Source organism: Brevundimonas sp., assembly GCF_013912065.1.
Taxonomy (GTDB): Bacteria; Pseudomonadota; Alphaproteobacteria; order Caulobacterales; family Caulobacteraceae; genus Brevundimonas.
In genome coordinates, this window is record NZ_JACESA010000010.1 from 45,214 (window position 1) to 61,796 (window position 16,583).

22 protein-coding genes and 1 tRNA gene are annotated in these 16,583 nt (G+C 67.0%); 9 read left to right on the forward strand and 14 right to left on the reverse strand.

Features of this window, described 5'->3' with window-relative positions; translation table 11 throughout:
• Positions 1 to 13: 13 nt before the first annotated feature.
• From H2037_RS10195 to H2037_RS10205, 3 genes are all read left to right on the forward strand, one after another.
• Positions 14 to 1,324 (forward strand): ammonium transporter, encoded by a 1,311-nt coding sequence (locus H2037_RS10195; protein WP_292121180.1) that lies wholly within the window; start codon positions 14 to 16, stop codon positions 1,322 to 1,324.
• 123 nt (positions 1,325 to 1,447) lie between these two features.
• Complete coding sequence (locus H2037_RS10200) at positions 1,448 to 1,870, forward strand: Hsp20 family protein (protein WP_292121183.1); 423 nt, start codon at positions 1,448 to 1,450, stop codon at positions 1,868 to 1,870.
• Between the two features lie 62 nt (positions 1,871 to 1,932).
• Positions 1,933 to 2,184 (forward strand): DUF1150 domain-containing protein, encoded by a 252-nt coding sequence (locus tag H2037_RS10205; protein WP_292121186.1) that lies wholly within the window; start codon positions 1,933 to 1,935, stop codon positions 2,182 to 2,184.
• Positions 2,185 to 2,226: 42 nt separating this feature from the next.
• Here the strand turns inward: H2037_RS10205 and ptsN are convergent, their stop codons facing one another.
• The 8 genes from ptsN to H2037_RS10245 form a co-directional block, all read right to left on the reverse strand.
• Positions 2,227 to 2,694: a PTS IIA-like nitrogen regulatory protein PtsN gene (gene ptsN / locus H2037_RS10210; protein WP_292121189.1), complete on the reverse strand. Its 468-nt coding sequence runs from the start codon at positions 2,692 to 2,694 to the stop codon at positions 2,227 to 2,229.
• A gap of 86 nt (positions 2,695 to 2,780) precedes the next feature.
• A complete protein-coding gene (raiA, locus tag H2037_RS10215; RefSeq protein ID WP_292121192.1) occupies positions 2,781 to 3,419 on the reverse strand; it encodes a ribosome-associated translation inhibitor RaiA in 639 nt (212 codons plus the stop codon).
• Positions 3,420 to 3,483: 64 nt separating this feature from the next.
• On the reverse strand, positions 3,484 to 4,986 hold the full coding sequence (rpoN, locus tag H2037_RS10220; RefSeq protein ID WP_292121195.1) for an RNA polymerase factor sigma-54: 1,503 nt from the start codon (positions 4,984 to 4,986) through the stop codon (positions 3,484 to 3,486).
• A 114-nt stretch (positions 4,987 to 5,100) separates the two neighbouring features.
• Positions 5,101 to 5,895 (reverse strand): LPS export ABC transporter ATP-binding protein, encoded by a 795-nt coding sequence (gene lptB, locus H2037_RS10225; protein WP_292121197.1) that lies wholly within the window; start codon positions 5,893 to 5,895, stop codon positions 5,101 to 5,103.
• A 35-nt stretch (positions 5,896 to 5,930) separates the two neighbouring features.
• Positions 5,931 to 6,455, reverse strand: a complete 525-nt coding sequence (locus H2037_RS10230; RefSeq protein WP_292121199.1) for an LptA/OstA family protein — start codon at positions 6,453 to 6,455, stop codon at positions 5,931 to 5,933.
• 5 nt (positions 6,456 to 6,460) lie between these two features.
• A complete protein-coding gene (gene lptC, locus H2037_RS10235) occupies positions 6,461 to 7,120 on the reverse strand; it encodes an LPS export ABC transporter periplasmic protein LptC (RefSeq protein WP_292121202.1) in 660 nt (219 codons plus the stop codon).
• A gap of 7 nt (positions 7,121 to 7,127) precedes the next feature.
• Positions 7,128 to 7,742 (reverse strand): ribonuclease D, encoded by a 615-nt coding sequence (locus H2037_RS10240; RefSeq protein WP_292121204.1) that lies wholly within the window; start codon positions 7,740 to 7,742, stop codon positions 7,128 to 7,130.
• Between the two features lie 158 nt (positions 7,743 to 7,900).
• Positions 7,901 to 7,987: transfer RNA gene (locus H2037_RS10245), tRNA-Leu, on the reverse strand.
• 207 nt (positions 7,988 to 8,194) lie between these two features.
• On the opposite strand from H2037_RS10245, the gene H2037_RS10250 reads away from it, so the two are divergent.
• Together H2037_RS10250 and H2037_RS10255 are read left to right on the forward strand one after the other, a co-directional pair.
• Positions 8,195 to 8,551, forward strand: a complete 357-nt coding sequence (locus tag H2037_RS10250) for a hypothetical protein (protein ID WP_292121206.1) — start codon at positions 8,195 to 8,197, stop codon at positions 8,549 to 8,551.
• Between the two features lie 47 nt (positions 8,552 to 8,598).
• On the forward strand, positions 8,599 to 9,510 hold the full coding sequence (locus tag H2037_RS10255; RefSeq protein ID WP_292121208.1) for a WecB/TagA/CpsF family glycosyltransferase: 912 nt from the start codon (positions 8,599 to 8,601) through the stop codon (positions 9,508 to 9,510).
• A gap of 22 nt (positions 9,511 to 9,532) precedes the next feature.
• On the opposite strand, the gene H2037_RS10260 is transcribed toward H2037_RS10255, so the two are convergent.
• A complete protein-coding gene (locus H2037_RS10260) occupies positions 9,533 to 10,687 on the reverse strand; it encodes a cell wall hydrolase (RefSeq protein ID WP_292121210.1) in 1,155 nt (384 codons plus the stop codon).
• A 177-nt stretch (positions 10,688 to 10,864) separates the two neighbouring features.
• Positions 10,865 to 11,839: a transglutaminase-like cysteine peptidase gene (locus H2037_RS10265; protein WP_292121212.1), complete on the reverse strand. Its 975-nt coding sequence runs from the start codon at positions 11,837 to 11,839 to the stop codon at positions 10,865 to 10,867.
• Between the two features lie 203 nt (positions 11,840 to 12,042).
• Here H2037_RS10265 and H2037_RS10270 point away from each other — a divergent pair, with 203 nt between their 5' ends.
• A complete protein-coding gene (locus tag H2037_RS10270) occupies positions 12,043 to 12,639 on the forward strand; it encodes a polysaccharide biosynthesis/export family protein (RefSeq protein ID WP_292121213.1) in 597 nt (198 codons plus the stop codon).
• A gap of 45 nt (positions 12,640 to 12,684) precedes the next feature.
• Complete coding sequence (locus H2037_RS10275) at positions 12,685 to 13,494, forward strand: metallophosphoesterase family protein (protein WP_292121216.1); 810 nt, start codon at positions 12,685 to 12,687, stop codon at positions 13,492 to 13,494.
• Between the two features lie 3 nt (positions 13,495 to 13,497).
• Here the strand turns inward: H2037_RS10275 and H2037_RS10280 are convergent, their stop codons facing one another.
• The 4 genes from H2037_RS10280 to flgB are packed head-to-tail and all read right to left on the reverse strand — an operon-like array spanning position 13,498 to position 15,101.
• Positions 13,498 to 13,887, reverse strand: a complete 390-nt coding sequence (locus H2037_RS10280) for a VOC family protein (RefSeq protein WP_292121219.1) — start codon at positions 13,885 to 13,887, stop codon at positions 13,498 to 13,500.
• A gap of 60 nt (positions 13,888 to 13,947) precedes the next feature.
• On the reverse strand, positions 13,948 to 14,250 hold the full coding sequence (gene fliE / locus H2037_RS10285; protein WP_292121222.1) for a flagellar hook-basal body complex protein FliE: 303 nt from the start codon (positions 14,248 to 14,250) through the stop codon (positions 13,948 to 13,950).
• A 10-nt stretch (positions 14,251 to 14,260) separates the two neighbouring features.
• Positions 14,261 to 14,647 (reverse strand): flagellar basal body rod protein FlgC, encoded by a 387-nt coding sequence (gene flgC / locus H2037_RS10290; RefSeq protein ID WP_292121420.1) that lies wholly within the window; start codon positions 14,645 to 14,647, stop codon positions 14,261 to 14,263.
• A 46-nt stretch (positions 14,648 to 14,693) separates the two neighbouring features.
• The gene (flgB, locus tag H2037_RS10295) at positions 14,694 to 15,101 is read right to left on the reverse strand and encodes a flagellar basal body rod protein FlgB (RefSeq protein ID WP_292121225.1); all 408 of its coding nucleotides are present in this window, start codon (positions 15,099 to 15,101) and stop codon (positions 14,694 to 14,696) included.
• A 141-nt stretch (positions 15,102 to 15,242) separates the two neighbouring features.
• On the opposite strand from flgB, the gene H2037_RS10300 reads away from it, so the two are divergent.
• Together H2037_RS10300 and fliP are read left to right on the forward strand one after the other, a co-directional pair.
• Positions 15,243 to 15,518: a flagellar biosynthetic protein FliO gene (locus H2037_RS10300; protein WP_292121228.1), complete on the forward strand. Its 276-nt coding sequence runs from the start codon at positions 15,243 to 15,245 to the stop codon at positions 15,516 to 15,518.
• Positions 15,519 to 15,679: 161 nt separating this feature from the next.
• Positions 15,680 to 16,480, forward strand: coding sequence for a flagellar type III secretion system pore protein FliP (gene fliP, locus H2037_RS10305; protein ID WP_292121231.1), 801 nt, complete (start codon positions 15,680 to 15,682; stop codon positions 16,478 to 16,480).
• Positions 16,481 to 16,583: the final 103 nt, after the last annotated feature.

Genomic DNA, 16,583 nt, shown 5'->3' on the forward strand with positions numbered 1-16,583 from the left:
CGAGACGCCTGAAATGACCCGAACCGCCGCCCTTTTCGCAGTCGCCGTCGCCGGGGCGGCGTCGCTCGCCTCCCCGGCCTTCGCCGCGCCCCTGCTGGCGCATCAGGCGCCCCTGGTCATCGACAATGCGGCGACGGCCTGGATCCTGACCTCCACCGCCCTGGTGCTGCTGATGACCCTGCCGGGTCTGGCCCTGTTCTACGGCGGCATGGTGCGTAAGAAGAACATCATCAGCGTCATCGCCCAGTCGGCGGCGGCCTTCGCCATCGTCTCGGTCCTGTGGTTCCTGGTCGGCTATTCCCTGTCGTTCGGCGCCGGCCCGGATGCGGTCAACGGCCTGGTCGGCGGGGTCCAGGCGGCCTTCCTGAACGGGGTGACGATGGAGACGGCGCACAGTCTGCTGCCGGGCCTGCCGGAACTGCTGTTCGTCAGTTTCCAGATGACCTTCGCCATCATCACCCCGGCCCTGATCGCCGGCGCCTTCGCCGAGCGGATGAAGTTCTCGGCCAGCCTGCTGTTCTTCGCCCTGTGGCACCTGATCGTCTATGCGCCCATCTGCCACCAGGTCTGGGGCGGCGGATACCTGGGAAGCCTGGGCGTGCTCGACTTCGCGGGCGGGGCGGTGGTTCACGTCAACGCAGGCGTCGCCGGTTTGGTCTGCGCCCTGGTTCTGGGGCCGCGCCACGGCTTCGGACGCGACAATATGGCCCCCGCCAATCTGGTCTACAGCGCCATCGGCACCGGCCTGCTGCTGGTCGGCTGGATCGGCTTCAACGCCGGGTCGGCCGGCGCGGCCGACGCCCTGGCCGCCACCGCCGCCTTCAACACCATACTGGCCGCCGCGGCCGCCGCCCTGGGCTGGATGGCGGTCGAGTGGTTCGACCGCAAGCGTCCGACCCTGCTGGGCCTGTTGTCCGGCGTCGTCGGCGGCCTGGTCGCCATCACCCCGGCCGCCGGCTTCGTCGATCCCAAGGGCGCCTTCTTCATCGGCCTGATCGCCGGTCCCGCCTGCTACGCGGGCGCCGTCTGGCTGAAGCACGCGCTGAAATACGACGACAGCCTGGACGCCTTCGGGGTGCACGGGATCGGCGGGATCGTCGGCGCCCTGCTGACCGGCCTGTTCGCCACCACCAGCGTCAACGCCCTGTCCGAAGGCGCGACCGTGTGGAAACAGGCCATCGGCCTGGGCGGCGCCATCGCCTGGAGCGCGGTCGGCACCTTCGCCGTCCTGATGATCTGCAAGTTCACCACCGGCCTGCGCGTCACCAAGGACGAAGAGGTCGAGGGGCTGGACTATACCCAGCACGGCGAAGCCATCCACTGAGCGCCCCACAGCGTCGGGGGCCGGGGCGGTTGATCCCGTCCCCGTCCGCCCCCATCTTCATCTGTGACCGGGAGCCTTGCCGATTGCGGGAGGCCCACGGTCGGTCGCTTTTCGAGGACCCAGATGACGACGACCCGCACCATCCTGTTCGACAGCCCGTTTCTGCTGGGCTTCGACCACACCCGCGCCCTGATCGACCGCGCCGCCAAGGCCGCGGCCGAGAGCTATCCCCCGTACAATGTCGAACAGATCGGCGACGCCGGGGTGCGCATCAGTCTGGCGGTGGCGGGGTTCGCCCCCGAAGAGCTGGCGATCACCCTGGAAGGCCGCCAGCTGACCATAGGCGGAAAGCGCGACGACGCCGGAAAGGGCGAACAGGCCTTCCTCCATCGCGGGATCGCGGCGCGCGGCTTCGTGCGCAGCTTCGTCCTGGCGGACGGGCTTGAGGTTCAGGGCGCGCGGCTGGAGCACGGCCTCTTGCACGTCGATCTGCTGCGTCCCGAGGCCGAGCGCCAGGTGCGACGTATTCCCATCACAGCCGGCTGAAAAGCGCGGCTGTTCGAACCGCCCGGCGATCCGGGCGTTGTCAAACCAAAGGAGGCGGTCCTATGACGCCGTTGATGATGACCAAGGAAGATTTCGCCGGCCTGGGCGCGCCCGACCTCGTCTATGTGCGCGAGGTCAAGGCGTCCGATCTGCTGGAAGAGGCGGTCGAGATGAAGGATATCGCCTTCGACCCCGATCAGTCGCTGTACGCGGTCCACAGCGCCGACGGCGAACGTCTGGCCGTGATGCTGGATCGCGACACCGCCTTCGCCGCCGCCGTGGCGCACGAGCTGGAGCCGGTTTCGGTTCACTGATTCAGGGCGGCTTGGTTCGCCGCCGGGATCAACCGGTATGGATCAGGCCGCCGGGGCCGGGGTCTTGTCCTTGACGAACAGCGCCTTGATCGCGTCCACCGCCCCGGCCTGACGCAACTGGTCGCGCAGTTCCGGCGATCGCAGAGCCCGCGACACCGCAGCCAGCGCCCGCAGATGTTCGGCGCCGTCCTTGGGCGGGGCGAATAGGGCGAACAGCAGATCGACCGGACGGTCGTCCACCGCATCATAGGCCACAGGCGTATCCAGCCGAACGAAGACGGCCGTGACCCGGTCGATTTCCTTCAACCGGGCATGGGGAACGGCGACCCCGGACCCCAGGCCTGTCGATCCCAGGGCCTCGCGCTCCAGCAGGGCCTCGAAGATCCGGCCCTGGTCGATGCCCAGCGCTTGGGACGCGGCCTCGGCGACAGCATGAAGCGCCTGACGCTTGGACGACGCGCCGCCGCGCAGAACCACGCCGTCGGGGGCGAGCAAATCCGCGATATCCATAGGCAACCCAACTCCAGACAAGCGACTGGCGGCCGCGGGCGCCCGTTTAGAGGCTCCCGCGGCAAAGTCAAACTGAGCCGTGGTCTTTAGTGACCGTTCGTCTTGCGTGTCCGCTCCGGGTCGATCCAGCCGACATTGCCGTCTGGACGGCGATAGACGACCGCCAGACCGCCGTGCGCGGCGTTGCGGAACAGCACGACAGGATAGCCGGTCATGTCGAGTTCCAGGACCGCCCGTCCGACCGTGATGGTGCGGATTTCATGCTCGGTTTCGGCGATGACCATGCCCACGGGCGGGGGGCCGTCGTTGTCGCTCGCATCGCCGAAGACGTCGTCCTCAACGCTGTCGGGATCCCGCAGCACGATGCTGCGAGCGACTTCGCGGGCGGCGTTTTCGGTCTTTTCGGGCGACAGGCCCTTGGGCCCTATGTGGTGATCCTTGAGCCGACGCTTGTAGCGGCGGACGCGGGTTTCGAGGCGGTCCAGCGCTTCGGTGAAGGCCGAATGGGCGTCGCCGCCGAACCCGGTCGTCACCAGCGTCTGACCCGACGCGAGGCGGACCCAACAGTCCACCTTGAAGTTGTGGCCGTCCTTGGACACCACGACCTCGGCGTCGTCACCGCCGCGGGCGAAGTATTTTCCGACCCCGTCTTCGAGTTCCTGGGAGATGCGCGAGCCTAACGCTTCGCCGACATCCACTTGCTTGCCGCTGACTTGGACTTGCATGCGGATAGAACGCTCCCACTCGCTTTTGGTGTCAATCAGGATCACCGATTTGTGGTCAAGCTGTTCAGGCGGTGCGCATCATCCGGCGACGTTCGACGGACGACGGAATCCTCAAGGCTTCCCGATACTTGGCCACGGTTCGACGGGCGATGTCTATGCCGGCTTCCTTCAGGATTTCGACGATCCGGTCGTCGGACAAAACGTCCCCCCCCAGGCCCTCGCCGTCGATCATGGTTTTTATCCGATGACGGACCGCCTCGGCGGAATGAGTCGAGGCGCCGTCGACCGACTGGATGGAGGCGGTGAAGAAGAATTTCAGCTCGAACACTCCGCGCGGAGTCGAGACATATTTGTTGGAGGTGACGCGGCTGACGGTCGATTCATGCATGCCGATGGCGTCGGCCACCGTCTTCAGATTCAACGGCCGCAGGAATTCGACGCCGAAAGCGAGGAAGGCGTCCTGCTGGCGCACGATCTCGGATGAGACTTTCAGAATGGTCTTGGCGCGCTGATCCAGCGACTTGACCAGCCAGCTGGCCTGGGCGGCGCATTCGGCGACGAAGGTCTTTTCGGTCTCGGACCGGGCGCCGGCCTGGACCAGACCGTGATAACGCTTGTCCACCAGCAGACGCGGCAGGGTGTCGGCGTTCAGCTCGACGCGCCAGCCGCCGGCCGGATCGGGCCGGACATGGACGTCGGGGACCACGGTCTGGGCCGGTTCGCCGCCGAAGCCGGCGCCGGGGCGGGGCGTCAGGCCTTTCAGCTCCGCGATCATCTCGGCCAGATCCTCGCCGTCGACGCCGCAGACTTTCTTCAGGCCCGCAAGATCGCGGCGGGCCAGCAGGTCCAGATTGTCGAGCAGGGCGGCCATGGCCGGGTCGAACCGGTTGCGGTCGATCAGTTGCAGCTTCAGGCATTCCGGGACCGAACGCGCCATGATCCCGGTCGGCTCGAACCCATGACAGACGGCGACGACGGCTTCGATCCGCTCCAGGGTGACGCCCATCCGGTCGGCGAACTCGGCCATTTCGCCGCGCAGATAGCCGCCCTCGTCGGTGGCGTCGATCAGGGTCAGGGCGATGCCATGATCGGCGGGCGAGAAGCCGGCCGAGGAGGCCTGGGCCTGCAGATGTTCCCACAGGGTCAGCTCATGGGCGTCGGGGCGTTCGCCCTCGCCTTCGAACACCGACCCGCCCTTGCCGGCGCTGGACCAGTCGGAAAGGCCGGGCTGGGCCTCGTCGGTCATGCGGTCGCTGGTGCGTTCTCCGGGTGCGGCGTCGCCATAGACGTCGTCGGAGCCGGCGTCCATGGACGCCACGGAATCCTGGCCCACGCCGTCGCCGAAGGACATCTCGCCGTCGGGCGCCGCCTGGGCGACTGTCTCGGGCGCATCCGGGCCCTCGCCTTCGGGCTCGTCACGCTGCAGCAGCGGATTGCGTTCCAGCTCGGCCTCGACGAAGTCCTCGAGCTCGAGGTTCGACAATTGCAGCAGCTTGATCGCCTGCTGCAGCTGGGGCGTGATGACCAGCCCCTGCCCCTGCCTGACCTCTAACCTTTGCCCGATCACGTTCGAAAATCCTGTCGCCGCGCCGAGTGGCCCGGAACTTGCTGGGGACAGAATGTCGCTGCATTGGTTAACGCCCGACGAACGGCCGCGCGCGAGCGCGGAGCCGGGCGGGCGTCAGGCGTAGTTTTCGCCCAGATAGACCCGGCGAACCTCAGGATCGGCCACCGCTTCGTCGGCCGTGCCTTCGAACAGGACCGCGCCGCCCGAGATGATCGAGACCCGGTCGGTGATGTCCAGGGTCTCGCGGACATTGTGATCCGTGATCAGCACCCCGATGCCCTCGTCGGCCAGATAGCGGATGACCGAACGGATGTCGGCGATGGCCAGGGGGTCGATGCCGGCGAAGGGTTCGTCCAGCAGGATGAAGGAGGGTCGGCCCGCCAGGGCGCGCGCGATCTCGACCCGTCGCCGCTCGCCGCCCGACAGGCCGGTGGCGGGGGCGTGACGCAGATGATCGATGTGCAGTTCGTTCAGCAACCGCACGGTTTCGGTCTCTATCTGGGCGCGGGGATAGTTGAGTTCGACCACCGCCCTGATGTTCTGCTCGACCGTCATGCCGCGGAAGATCGAGGCCTCCTGGGCCAGATAGCCCAGGCCCATGCGGCTGCGCTGGTACATGGGTTGGCCGGTGATGTCCTCGCCGTCCAGCCAGATCGAGCCGGAATCGGGCGGGATCAGGCCGGTGATCATGTAGAAACAGGTGGTCTTGCCGGCGCCGTTCGGCCCCAGCAGCCCCGCCACCTCGCCGCGCTGGACGGTCAGGGAGACGTCGCGCACCACCTGCCGCTGACCGAAGGACCGGGCGATATTGCGCACCCGCAGACCCTTTTCGGACGCCGAGACGTCCGGTTCCGGCGTCGCCGCCGACCGGTCGTCCAGGTTCAGGGCGGAGAGTTCCTTACGCGCCAAATGCTTGAAATCCGTTCTGACAGGCCTGAGCGGCCTCAGTTCGTCCCGTTGGGATAGAAGACGCCCTGGATGCGGCTGCCGGCGCCCTCGCCGCGCGGGGCGCCGGACATGGTCGCCGCGTCGGTGTTGACGTTATAGGTCAGTCGCCCGCCGGTCAGGACGTTCTTGCCCTGATTGAGAATGACGTTTCCGGTCACGACCAGTTCGCCGGTCGAGATCGTATAGACGGCGCGGTCGCCCCGCATCGACTGGGTCGGGGTGACGAAATAGACGGTCCCCGTAGCCTCGATCCGGCTGAAGTCGCCCTGGGCGTCGCGGAAGGCGGTGATCGCCTCTGCCCGCAGACGATTCTGTCCCTGGGTGATTTCCGCCCGCCCCCGAAGACTGATCCGGTCGGATGTCTGTTCGCCGTCGTCGGCGCCGAAGGCGATCGGCTGGCGGGAGGTTCCATTGGCGCTCTGAGCGTCGCCCACGGCCGGTAGAGCCAGTACGGTCAGGGCCGCCAGCGCCGCCGCGGCCTTGGAGCCGAAAGCCCTGGCGCCGAGAAGTTTCGATGTCATCGCCGTCATTCGCCTGATCCCGAGGGATTGATCGTCCCGCTTATCTTGGTGTCGCCAGAGCCCTTGAACACCACGCGCTCGCCCTGATCATAGATCGCATAGGACGAAGCGTTGATGGTTCCAATAGGGCCGGCTCCCTGAACGCCCTTTGAACCGGTGACGATTCCGGTGTTCGTATCGACCACCGCCTCGGGCGTCGTCAGGACAAAGCCTGATCCGCCGTCGGAAATCCGCACGTTCGGACCGATGGTCACGGTGCGGGCCTGTTCGTCATAGGTCCCGCCGTCGGCGGTCATTTCCGTGACCTTGCGCCCCCCCAGATTCAGCTTCAGCGCCGGGCCAACCAGGCGGAAACGGCCGGTGGCGGGGTCACGGACGGCGCCTTGGGCGCCGACGGTGAAGGCGCGTCCCTGCGCGTCCTGGCCGTGGAACAGCGGCTTGTCGAGCCGGACCTCCTGACCCTGGCTGGCGTTGCGCTCCACGCCCGACATCACGGTGCGGAATACGGTCCAGGTCAGGACGCCGCCCGCCAGCACCAGAATGATGATCGGCAGGACGCGGCGATACAGTTTCACGCGACGAGACCGCGCGCGCCAGCGGGCGCCGGCCAGGGCCACCCGAGCCTCGTCCGCCTCGATGCGGGTCTGTTCGCCGGGTTCGGTCAAGCGCGCCTCAGCTGTGGGCGAAGATGTCGATCTCGTCCCAGCCGGCGAGATCGAGCGCCGAACGGGTCGGCAGGAAGTCGAAACACCGGGCCGCCAGCTCGGCGCGGCCCTCGCGCGCCAGCATCAGGTCCAGCCTGGCCTTGGCGGCGTGCAGATAGAGGACGTCCGAGGCGGCGTAGTCCAGCTGGGCCTGGGTCAGTTCGGCCGCGCCCCAGTCGGACGACTGCTGCGCCTTGGACAGATCGACCCCGACCGTCTCGCGCACCACGTCCTTCAGCCCGTGGCGGTCGGTATAGGTGCGGGCCAGTTTGGAGGCGATCTTGGTGCAATAGACCGGCCGCGTCTCGACCCCGAGGTGCAACAGGAACATGCCGATGTCGAACCGGCCGAAATGGAAGATCTTTGTCACCGCCGGATCGGTCAGAAGTCGCTTCAGATTGGGGCAGTCGTAGGCGGGACGGTTCAGCCGCACGACATGGGCGTTCCCGTCGCCCGACGACAGTTGGACGACGCACAAGGGGTCGCGGCGGAAGCGCAGGCCCATGGTCTCGGAATCGATGGCGACGTCCGACCCCAGGTCCAGGTCGTCGGGCAGGTCGCCCTCGTGCAGGTAAACAGTCATGGGCAGGTTCTTACACGCGCAGGGCAAAGGTCGAAAGCGGCCTCACGCAGGAAGGCGCCGCGCGTTGTCCGGCCTCAAGCAGCAGAGCGCCGCGCGCGATGCGGCAGGCTAAAAAAGCAAACGGCGCCGTGTCCGAAAACACGACGCCGTTCATAATATGGTGCCCAGAAGAGGACTCGAACCTCCACGGCCGTTAAGCCACTGGCACCTGAAGCCAGCGCGTCTACCAATTCCGCCATCTGGGCCCCGTCGGTAGCGCCTTGCGGCGTTTCCATCGGGAAGGCGCGGACCTCTAAGGGAGCGTCCGGGCGGGGTCAACAGAGATTTTTCGTCGGCGGTCGGTTTTATTTCCCAAGCGGGACAACGGGCCCGGACGGGTGGCCATTTCACGGGCCGACGGGTATGGTCGGACCGTATTTCCGCGCCTTCTCCTCCCCTTGATCGGTGCGTCCATGATCCTGATCGTCCTTCGCGGCGGCGCCCTGCTGGCGCTGCTGGTCCTGTTCGTCGCCATGCTCGGCCCCTTTCAGGGCGCCGAGGAAGGCTTTGGTCTGAGCGACAAGCCGGCGCACGCCATCGGCTTCTTCATCATTACGGTCTGTCTGGCCCTGATCGCACCAAGCCTGGGCGTGTGGCGCGCGGCCGCGCTGGCCCTGGCGCTCGGGACCGGGGTCGAACTGGTCCAGGGAATGACGGGCCGTTCGGCCAATCCGTTCGACCTGGCCGCGGACTGTGTCGGGATCGGCCTGGCGTCCCTGGCGCGGGTGACCGCCGAGCGGTGGAGACCGGATCTGTTTCTCGCCCGTTAAGCCTGTTCGCTTACCCCGCTTTGAGAGCGCCCTCCTATTTTGAGGAAATGGCGCAACAGCCCCTCTCTTCCGACAGCTCCGAGCGTCGCACGACGCCGCGGACGGCCTATCGCAAGCGCCGGCGGCGGCGCGAACGTGTCCACATGTTCGGGCAGCTGGTCGATCTGGTTAAGCCGGAAGAGGTGTTGCACCACGTTCAGGACGCCGTGGCCGAGGGGCGGAAAACCCTTGTCGCCAACCATAATCTGCACAGTCTCTATCTGATCCAGAAACATCCGGAGATGCTCGCCTTCTATGAAAAGGCCGAGATGATCGAGGTCGATTCGACGCCGATGATCTGGTTCTCGCGCGCCCTGGGCCTGCACAGCCGGGGCTTTCACCGCTGCACCTATCTGGACTGGCGCGATCATTTCTGGAGCGTCGCCGACCGCAAGGGCTGGCGCGTCATGTCCGTCGGCGGCGAGCCCGGCGTGGGCGAAGAGGCCGCCCGCCGCCTGGGCGAACGCTATCCCAGGGCCGAGATCCGCACCCGCCACGGCTTCTTCGACGCCCGCGCGGGGTCGGCCGACAACGCCGAGATCGTCGCCGAAATCCAGGCCTTCCAACCGCACATCCTGTTCGTCGGCATGGGCATGCCGCGCCAGGAGCTGTGGACCTTGGCCGTCCTGGACGCCCTGCCCGACTGCGTGATCTTCTCGGTCGGCGCCGCCTTCGACTACGAGGCCGGAACCCAGACGCCGGCCCCGCGCTGGATGGGCCGCGCCGGGGTCGAATGGGCCTATCGCCTGGTGCAGGATCCGCGTCGACTGTTTCGCCGGTATTGCATCGAGCCCTGGACCCTGGCGCCCCTGGCCATTCGCGACCTGCGGGCGGCCCGTCGTCGCATGATCGGCAAGAAGGCCCGACGGGTCGAGGATTTCGGGGCCCCACCGGTCTCCGACCTCCCCCGAAAGACTTGATCAGGGCCGGATGGCTCCCCCTCTAGGACGGGGCGGCGATCCGCGACCGGCGACGCGGTTGAGCCTCGGCGGGTCCGGTGACCAGAGGATTTTCCACGGTCGGACGCGCGACTGGGGCGGGCGACGCGGCGGTCGGGCTGGAGGCCGCCGTCGCAGCTGAACGCTGGTCGGCCGGAGGCTGAACCACCGGCGTCGACGGCAAGGGCGACAACGGCGCGACGGTGACCAGCACGGGCGGAGGCGCGGGCGGGAGCAGCAGGGCGGGATCGTCCAGTTCCAGCGGCTCCAGCGGCGTGGCGACCAGCGCCATCTTCTCCACCACCGGCTCCACGTCGGCGTGACGACCGGTGAAGGCGGGCGGCAGGCCCCAGGCGCCGCCCCAACGGTAGAAGATATGGGTTCCGATCTGGCGCATCTTGACCAGCCGTTCGGCCCAATAGGGGGCGACCCAGTCGGTGTGATAATGGGTGGCCATGCCGACGCTGGAGGCGACGAAGCCGTTCAGCGCCCCGGTCGCGGTCAGACGGGCGCGAGCCCAGCCATCGACCGAGGGCTTGCGAGCCATGGCCCCGTCGCAGGAGAAGCTGAACTGACAGCCGGTCTTGCGCTCTGAGCCCTGGAAGATGACGCCGCAGACGGTCTTCGGATAGGCCGGATGCCGCATCCGGTTGATCACCACCTGAGCGACCGCCGCCTGACCCGCGGCCGTTTCGCCGGCGGCCTCGTAATAGACCGCCGCCGTCAGGCAATCGAGCGCGCGGGCGTAATCCTCAAGCCTGTCGGCGGGCATGATGAAGGGTTTGGCCGGCAGGATCGGCAGGCCGGAGAATGGAATAGCCGCGTTGAGGACCCGCGCCTCGTCGGGGGTGATCGGGCGGATCTCGTCGGGGGCCAGGGTGGTGTCCAGCATCTGCTGCATCCCGGCCTGCGCCGGCTGGACGAGACCTGTCGCCTGGACCCTCTGAGGCGCCCCGCGTGCGGCGCCGAGCCGAGGTCCGATCAACAACACGCCCGCGACCGCCATGATCGCAAGCACCGAACCGGCCACGCCGAGCATCTGAACCCGTCCAAACCGGCGGCGCGGGCGAAAGATCGCTTGGGGCCCCGCGAAGGGCCGGGGCGACGGCTGGGGTGACTGCCGGGGCGACGGCTGGGGCGTGTCGCGGTCTACGGTCATTCTTGCTCCAGCAGAAAGGCAGGCCAAGCGGGTGCTTGCCGACACCACACAGCAAGTGCGGCGCCGCAATGGCGACGTCGCCTCAAGTTGAACTACGCCACGTCGCACTGCGTCATTCGACCCAGAGCGTGGCGTTCAATTATCAGAAAAGAGGTCGAAAATCTTCCCGAAATGGGACTAGGCCGCCATGCGGACCCATTCGAACGTCTTGCCGGGGGCCTGCCGCTCACGCCAGCGATAGCTGACCTGGTCCCACCGCACGATCCGGCCGGTCAGATTGTCCAGAACATAGTCGCCCCGGTCTGTCGCCACCAGAAGAACGGCGTGGACTTCGCCCCAGCGTGTCTCGACGATGGCGATGGACAGGGCGCCGACCGGATAGCCGGCGCGGACCAGGGCGCGACGCTTGGCCAGGACGAAATCCTCGCAGTCGCCCCGCGCGCGGTCGCCCTGAGGCACGGTCCAGTAGTCGCCGACGCCATAGACGCGCGCGTCCGACCCGCTGCGGATCTGACGATTGACGTTGCGGTTGATGTCGGCGATCGCCTTCCAGTCGGTGTCAGAAACGGTAATGACGGGCGCGGCCTTGATCGGGTCCGACATTCGGGGCCGCGGCAGATCGCGTATGCGCGCGGAAACATTGCGGCCGAAATCCTCGGCGGACGGCGCGGTCTGGTCGCCGGTTGCGCCGGTCTGGACGGCGATCACATCGACGGCCGGCGCGGCGACATCCTCCATGGCGACGGCGGCGCCGTCACGCAGGGGATCCGGAACCGCGCTGAGGGCGGCGGCGCGCTGGGGGAAAACGCGGCTCCAGTCGAAGCCGTTCGACGCCATGGTCGCCGCCGGACGGCTGGCGGCGACCGGCCGGGGTCGTCCGAAAACGTCGGCCCAGTACAGCGAATTGGCGCGGGCGCGGATTTCGGCGAAATTGGCTTGCTCGCCGGGGGCGACACAGTCGCGCGGCGAGCGTTCGCAAAAATCGAGAAAGCCGCTGGGCGGGGCCGCCGTTGCTCCGGTCGGCATGCGCGCCGGACCGGAGGCCGGACCGGAGGATTGCGCGCCGGCGAAGGCGGCGCTTGAGCCGGCGACCGCGACGATGAAGACGACGGCGCCGAGCACGCCGTTGCGGCGAGGCGATACAATCGACATGGGCGATCCCTGTTCCATGGGATCATCCTGCCTGAGCCGTATCAATACGAACCTTAGAAGTACGGTTTAAAGCCGCTTTAGAAGAGTGGTTTAGGCGGCGTTAAGCGCATTTTCGCCACTGGCGCGATCTTTGCTGCGGCGCCGCATACATCGTCTTGGAAACACGGCCCGCCTTGGGCTATGTTGAAAGAAGAGCGAGGGAAATGATCATGCTGAATTTGTTGCGCGCAGGCCTGCTGGCCCTGACACTGACGTTTGGCGTCGCCGCTTGCGGAACGAACCCCCTGACCGCGTCGGGTCTGGTCGACGACACGATTGACGCCGCCGCGGTTCGCACCGTCCCGGAATATCGCCTCGGCGCCGCCGATAAGGTGCGCGTGAACGTCTTCGGCGAAGAAGCCCTGACCGGCGAGTTCATCGTCGGCGGCAGCGGCCGCATCTCCATGCCGCTGATCGGCGAAGTCCAGGCCGCCGGCCTGACCATCTCCGAGTTCCAGACCGAAATCGCCGAAGCGCTGAAAAAGGGTTTCATCAACGAGCCGCGCGTTTCCGCCGAAGTTCTGAACTACCGCCCCTTCTACATCCTGGGCGAGGTCAACAAGCCGGGTGAATACCCCTACACCAACAATCTGACCGTCCTGAACGCCGTGGCCACCGCAGAGGGCTTCAGCTATCGGGCCAATACCCGCCAGGTCTTCATCAAGCGGGCCGACGGAACCAGCGAACAGGCTTATCCCCTGACCACCGCCACCCAGGTGGCGCCCGGCGACACCATTCGCATCGGCGAACGCTTCTTCTGAACTTGAACGCTTGCCAAGCGTCGTATCAGTGCTGATTTAGAGGGGATGTTCGCCAAACTGTTCAACCGCCGTCCCGTGGCCCGTCTTCGCCGCAGGACCTCGACGCCCGAGGATACGGCGGCTTGGGCGGTGGGCGACATCCATGGCCGGCTGGACCTGCTGTCGCCGCTGGTCGACGCCATGATCGCGGACCTGGAAGCCACGACCGCGCGTCGCAAGATCCTGGTGTTCCTGGGCGACTACATCGACCGGGGACCGGATTCGAAGGGCGTGATCGACCTGCTGGCGGGTCTGCGGAGCCGGGGCATGTTCGAGCTCCACTTCCTGCGCGGCAATCACGAGGATCGGATGGAAGCTTTTCTGACCGATCCCCAGCTGGGACCCGGCTGGTGCGACTACGGCGGCCGCGAGGCGCTTCAGTCGTATGGCGTCGCTCCGCCGTTCGACAAGACCGACGCCGACGGCTGGGCCGCCGCCTGCGCCACGCTGAACGCCGCCGTCGACGACCGCCAGCGCGCCTTCCTCGCCGCCCAGGAATACAGTTTCTCGCTGGGCGATTATTTCTTCGCCCATGCCGGCGCCCAGCCGGGCGTTCCGCTGGACCGGCAGGATCCCCAACAGCTGATGTGGGTGCGCCAGGCCTTCCTGCACCATCCCGACCCCTTCGAGCGGGTCGTCATCCACGGCCACACCCCGGCCGAAGCCGTCCATGCCGACGATCGGCGCATCGGCCTGGACACCGGCGCCTATGCAACGGGGGTGCTGACCGCCCTGCGGCTGGAGGGCGAAGACCGCCAGCTGATGCAGACGGCGGTCGTCGGCAGCCAGGTCACCCTTAGCCGCCGCCCGCTCTGAGGCCTACATCCCCTCGATCAGGTGGATCAGATTGCCGTCGGGGTCCTTGAACCATGCCAGCTTGACCGGTCCGGCCTCGTGGATGTCGCCGTTCAGGCTGAGGCCGGGCAAGTCATAGTGTTCGAACACGACGCCTCGCGCCCTCAGCGCCTGGACCGTCTCCAACAGGTCGCCCTGCATGGCGAAGGTGACGGCGTTGGCCTTGTTGGTCCCGGCGTATTCGGACGCATAGACGGTCAGCCGCGTCGCGCCGGTGCGGAAGCTCAGCACCCCGTCCATGTCCGGACCGCCGTCGCCTTCCACCGTCAGGCCCAAGGTGTCCCGATAGAAGCTTCGGGCGCGGTCGATGTCGCTGACGGCGACGATGGCGGATGAATCCCGGTCCTTCAGCATGGTCGCTCTCCTTCTGCTGAAGGCGGAGCGGAGGGAACGGCGATAAGGTTCCGGCCGTCGTCAGATCGGCATGGCCATGATTTCCTTGTAGGCGGAAATCACCTGGTCCCGGACGGAGATCACGGTCTCCAACGAAGCTTCGGCCGAACTCAGGGCGGTGACGACGTCGATCAGATTGCCCTGGCCCTGAATCGAGCTGGACATCTGGGTCTCGGCCGCGCGCGACTGCTGCGTCATGTCGGTCATGGCGTTCTTGACCAGGTCGGCGAAGCCGTTGTCGCCGGCGGCCGGCGGCTGGGCCGCGACCGGCATGGCGCCGCCCTGGATGGCGGCATAGGCCTTGGCGGCCATCATCGGGTTCATGGCCTAGCCCTCAGCGTTTGATGATGTCGAGTGTGCGGCTGTCCATCGACCGCGCCGTCTCGATGACGTTCAGATTGGCTTCGTAGGCGCGTTGGGCCTCACGCATGTCCATGGCCTCGACCAGGGTGTCGACGTTCGGCCGCATTACATAGCCCTCGGCGTTCGCCGCCGGATGGGACGGGTCGTAGTCCATCTTGAACTCGCTGTCGTCCGGCCGCACCTCGGCTAAGGCGACGCCGGTGGCGCCATCGACCTCGCGCGCCTGAAAGACCGGCACCTGACGGCGATAGGGCTCGCCGCCCGGCGTGCGCGCGGTGGACTGGGCGTTGGCGATGTTCTCGGCGATGACGCGCATCCGCGACTGCTGGGCCTTTAGGGCCGAGGCGGCGACGGCCATGGCGCTGTTCGAGGGCGGAACGGGGTCGGGCATGAATCAGTCCTTCTCAGCCTGCGCCGGGCTTCTTGGCGGCCATGCGGATCATGGACATGGATTTCTGGTAGAAGCCGATGGCGGCGTCATAGGCCATGCGGCTCTCGGCCATCTTCAGCATCTGCTCCTCGACCACCACCGAGTTGCCGTCGAGCGTGGTCTCGGAATCGGGCGACTTGGACGCATCGAACCGCGGCGGGCTGACGGCCGGGGCGATATGGGCGACGTTGGTGCGGACCATCTGCAGCCCCCCGCCCCTGCGCAGGGCGGCGGCGAAGTCGGTCGGCTGTTTCAGATCGCGGCCGACGAAGCCCGGGGTGTCGGCGTTGGCCACGTTCTCGGCGATGACGCGCTGACGCTCGTCCAGCCAGCCCAGCCGGCCCTTGATCTGCCCCAGCAGCGGAATGTCGGCGACGCCCATGGCGGTCTCCCGTGCGACGCGGATGCGCCGATGGGCAGAAAATGCCGGCTCCATGGTTAACAGGCCGTTATCTAAACCGGTCGTTAACCGTGGTGGTTAAGACTCCAGGCAACAGCGCCGACAGCGCGGGGCCTCAAGCGTATGAATTTCCTCGATCTCGCCCGCGCCGTCTTCGGCCTGGCCTTCACCCTCGGCCTGATCGGTCTCGCCGCCTATGCGGCGCGTCGCTATGCGCCACAACTGATGGCCAAGCTGAACGCCCAGCGCGGCGAACGACGGATGCAGGTGGTGGAGACCCTGGTGCTGGACCCCGCCCGTCGCCTGGTCCTGGTGCGGATCGACGAGGAGGAACGGCTGATCCTGCTGGGCGAAGGGCGCGAACTGATCGAGCCGCGCCAGCCGGAGATCTTCAAGTGAGGGGTTCAAGGATTCTCCCTCCCCCTCCGGGGGAGGGGCGTCGCGAAGCGACGGGGCGGGGGCGGCAAGGCGAGGCCGCAGGGACTGTCGATGGATCGCCCTGCCCGGCCCACCCGGCTCCGCTGCGCTCCGCCCCCCTCCCCCACAGGGGGAGGGAGAAGGTGTTTGCGGTTCCCGCCGCGTCCGAGCTGAAACGCGCGGCCCTGCTGTCGCTGTTCACCACCCTGGTCTGCCTGGCCTGGCCTTTAGCCGCCTTCGCTCAGGACGCGGCAAGCAGCGGATCGGCGCTGAACATCGACCTGGGCACCGGCGCCGGCCTGACCCAGCGGGTGGTGCAGCTGATCGGTCTGATGACCGTCCTGTCGCTGGCGCCGTCGATCGTCATCATGACCACCAGCTTCGTGCGGATCGTCGTGGTCCTGTCGCTGCTGCGCACCGCCCTGGGCATGCAGCAGTCGCCGCCGAACGCCGTCCTGGTGTCCCTGGCCCTGTTCCTGAGCGCCATCGTCATGGCCCCGACCTGGCAGGACGCCTATGATTCGGGCGTCCGTCCGCTGCTGGATGAGCAGATGGAATTGCCCCAGGCGTTCGACGCGGCGGCGGAACCTGTGAAAACCTTCATGCTGGCCCAGGTGGACCGTTCGGACCTGGCTCTGTTCACCCGATTGAGCCGTGTCGAGGCCCCGACCAACATGCAGGACCTGCCCCTGCGCGTGGTCACGCCGGCCTTCATGATCAGCGAGCTGAAGAAGGCGTTCGAAATCGGATTTCTCCTTTTCGTTCCGTTCCTTGTGATCGACCTGGTGGTCGCCAGCGTGCTGATGTCCATGGGTATGATGATGCTTCCTCCGGTGGTGGTGTCCCTGCCGTTCAAGCTGATCTTCTTCGTGCTGGTCGACGGTTGGCGGCTGGTCGCCGGAAGCCTGGTCGAGAGCTTCCAGCGGGCGTCCGGAACCGGATAATCCCCGCCCCATAAGGCTTTGCGCCTTTTACACGCTTGCAATACCGGACGAAATCCGTGTTGATCCCTCAGTCCTCGCCATGAATCAGGCGACTAACACTGGA

Excerpts from the sequence above, each read along its gene's own strand:
- H2037_RS10195 (WP_292121180.1), top strand. The coding sequence starts at position 14 with ATGACCCGAACCGCCGCCCTTTTCGCAGTCGCCGTCGCCGGGGCGGCG.
- H2037_RS10200 (WP_292121183.1), top strand. The coding sequence starts at position 1,448 with ATGACGACGACCCGCACCATCCTGTTCGACAGCCCGTTTCTGCTGGGC.
- H2037_RS10205 (WP_292121186.1), top strand. The coding sequence starts at position 1,933 with ATGACGCCGTTGATGATGACCAAGGAAGATTTCGCCGGCCTGGGCGCG.
- ptsN (WP_292121189.1), bottom strand. The coding sequence starts at position 2,694 with ATGGATATCGCGGATTTGCTCGCCCCCGACGGCGTGGTTCTGCGCGGC.
- raiA (WP_292121192.1), bottom strand. The coding sequence starts at position 3,419 with ATGCAAGTCCAAGTCAGCGGCAAGCAAGTGGATGTCGGCGAAGCGTTA.
- H2037_RS10230 (WP_292121199.1), bottom strand. The coding sequence starts at position 6,455 with ATGACATCGAAACTTCTCGGCGCCAGGGCTTTCGGCTCCAAGGCCGCG.
- H2037_RS10240 (WP_292121204.1), bottom strand. The coding sequence starts at position 7,742 with ATGACTGTTTACCTGCACGAGGGCGACCTGCCCGACGACCTGGACCTG.
- H2037_RS10250 (WP_292121206.1), top strand. The coding sequence starts at position 8,195 with ATGATCCTGATCGTCCTTCGCGGCGGCGCCCTGCTGGCGCTGCTGGTC.
- H2037_RS10255 (WP_292121208.1), top strand. The coding sequence starts at position 8,599 with ATGGCGCAACAGCCCCTCTCTTCCGACAGCTCCGAGCGTCGCACGACG.
- H2037_RS10260 (WP_292121210.1), bottom strand. The coding sequence starts at position 10,687 with ATGACCGTAGACCGCGACACGCCCCAGCCGTCGCCCCGGCAGTCACCC.
- H2037_RS10265 (WP_292121212.1), bottom strand. The coding sequence starts at position 11,839 with ATGTCGATTGTATCGCCTCGCCGCAACGGCGTGCTCGGCGCCGTCGTC.
- H2037_RS10270 (WP_292121213.1), top strand. The coding sequence starts at position 12,043 with ATGATCATGCTGAATTTGTTGCGCGCAGGCCTGCTGGCCCTGACACTG.
- H2037_RS10275 (WP_292121216.1), top strand. The coding sequence starts at position 12,685 with ATGTTCGCCAAACTGTTCAACCGCCGTCCCGTGGCCCGTCTTCGCCGC.
- H2037_RS10280 (WP_292121219.1), bottom strand. The coding sequence starts at position 13,887 with ATGCTGAAGGACCGGGATTCATCCGCCATCGTCGCCGTCAGCGACATC.
- fliE (WP_292121222.1), bottom strand. The coding sequence starts at position 14,250 with ATGAACCCGATGATGGCCGCCAAGGCCTATGCCGCCATCCAGGGCGGC.
- flgC (WP_292121420.1), bottom strand. The coding sequence starts at position 14,647 with ATGGCCGTCGCCGCCTCGGCCCTAAAGGCCCAGCAGTCGCGGATGCGC.
- flgB (WP_292121225.1), bottom strand. The coding sequence starts at position 15,101 with ATGGGCGTCGCCGACATTCCGCTGCTGGGGCAGATCAAGGGCCGGCTG.
- H2037_RS10300 (WP_292121228.1), top strand. The coding sequence starts at position 15,243 with ATGAATTTCCTCGATCTCGCCCGCGCCGTCTTCGGCCTGGCCTTCACC.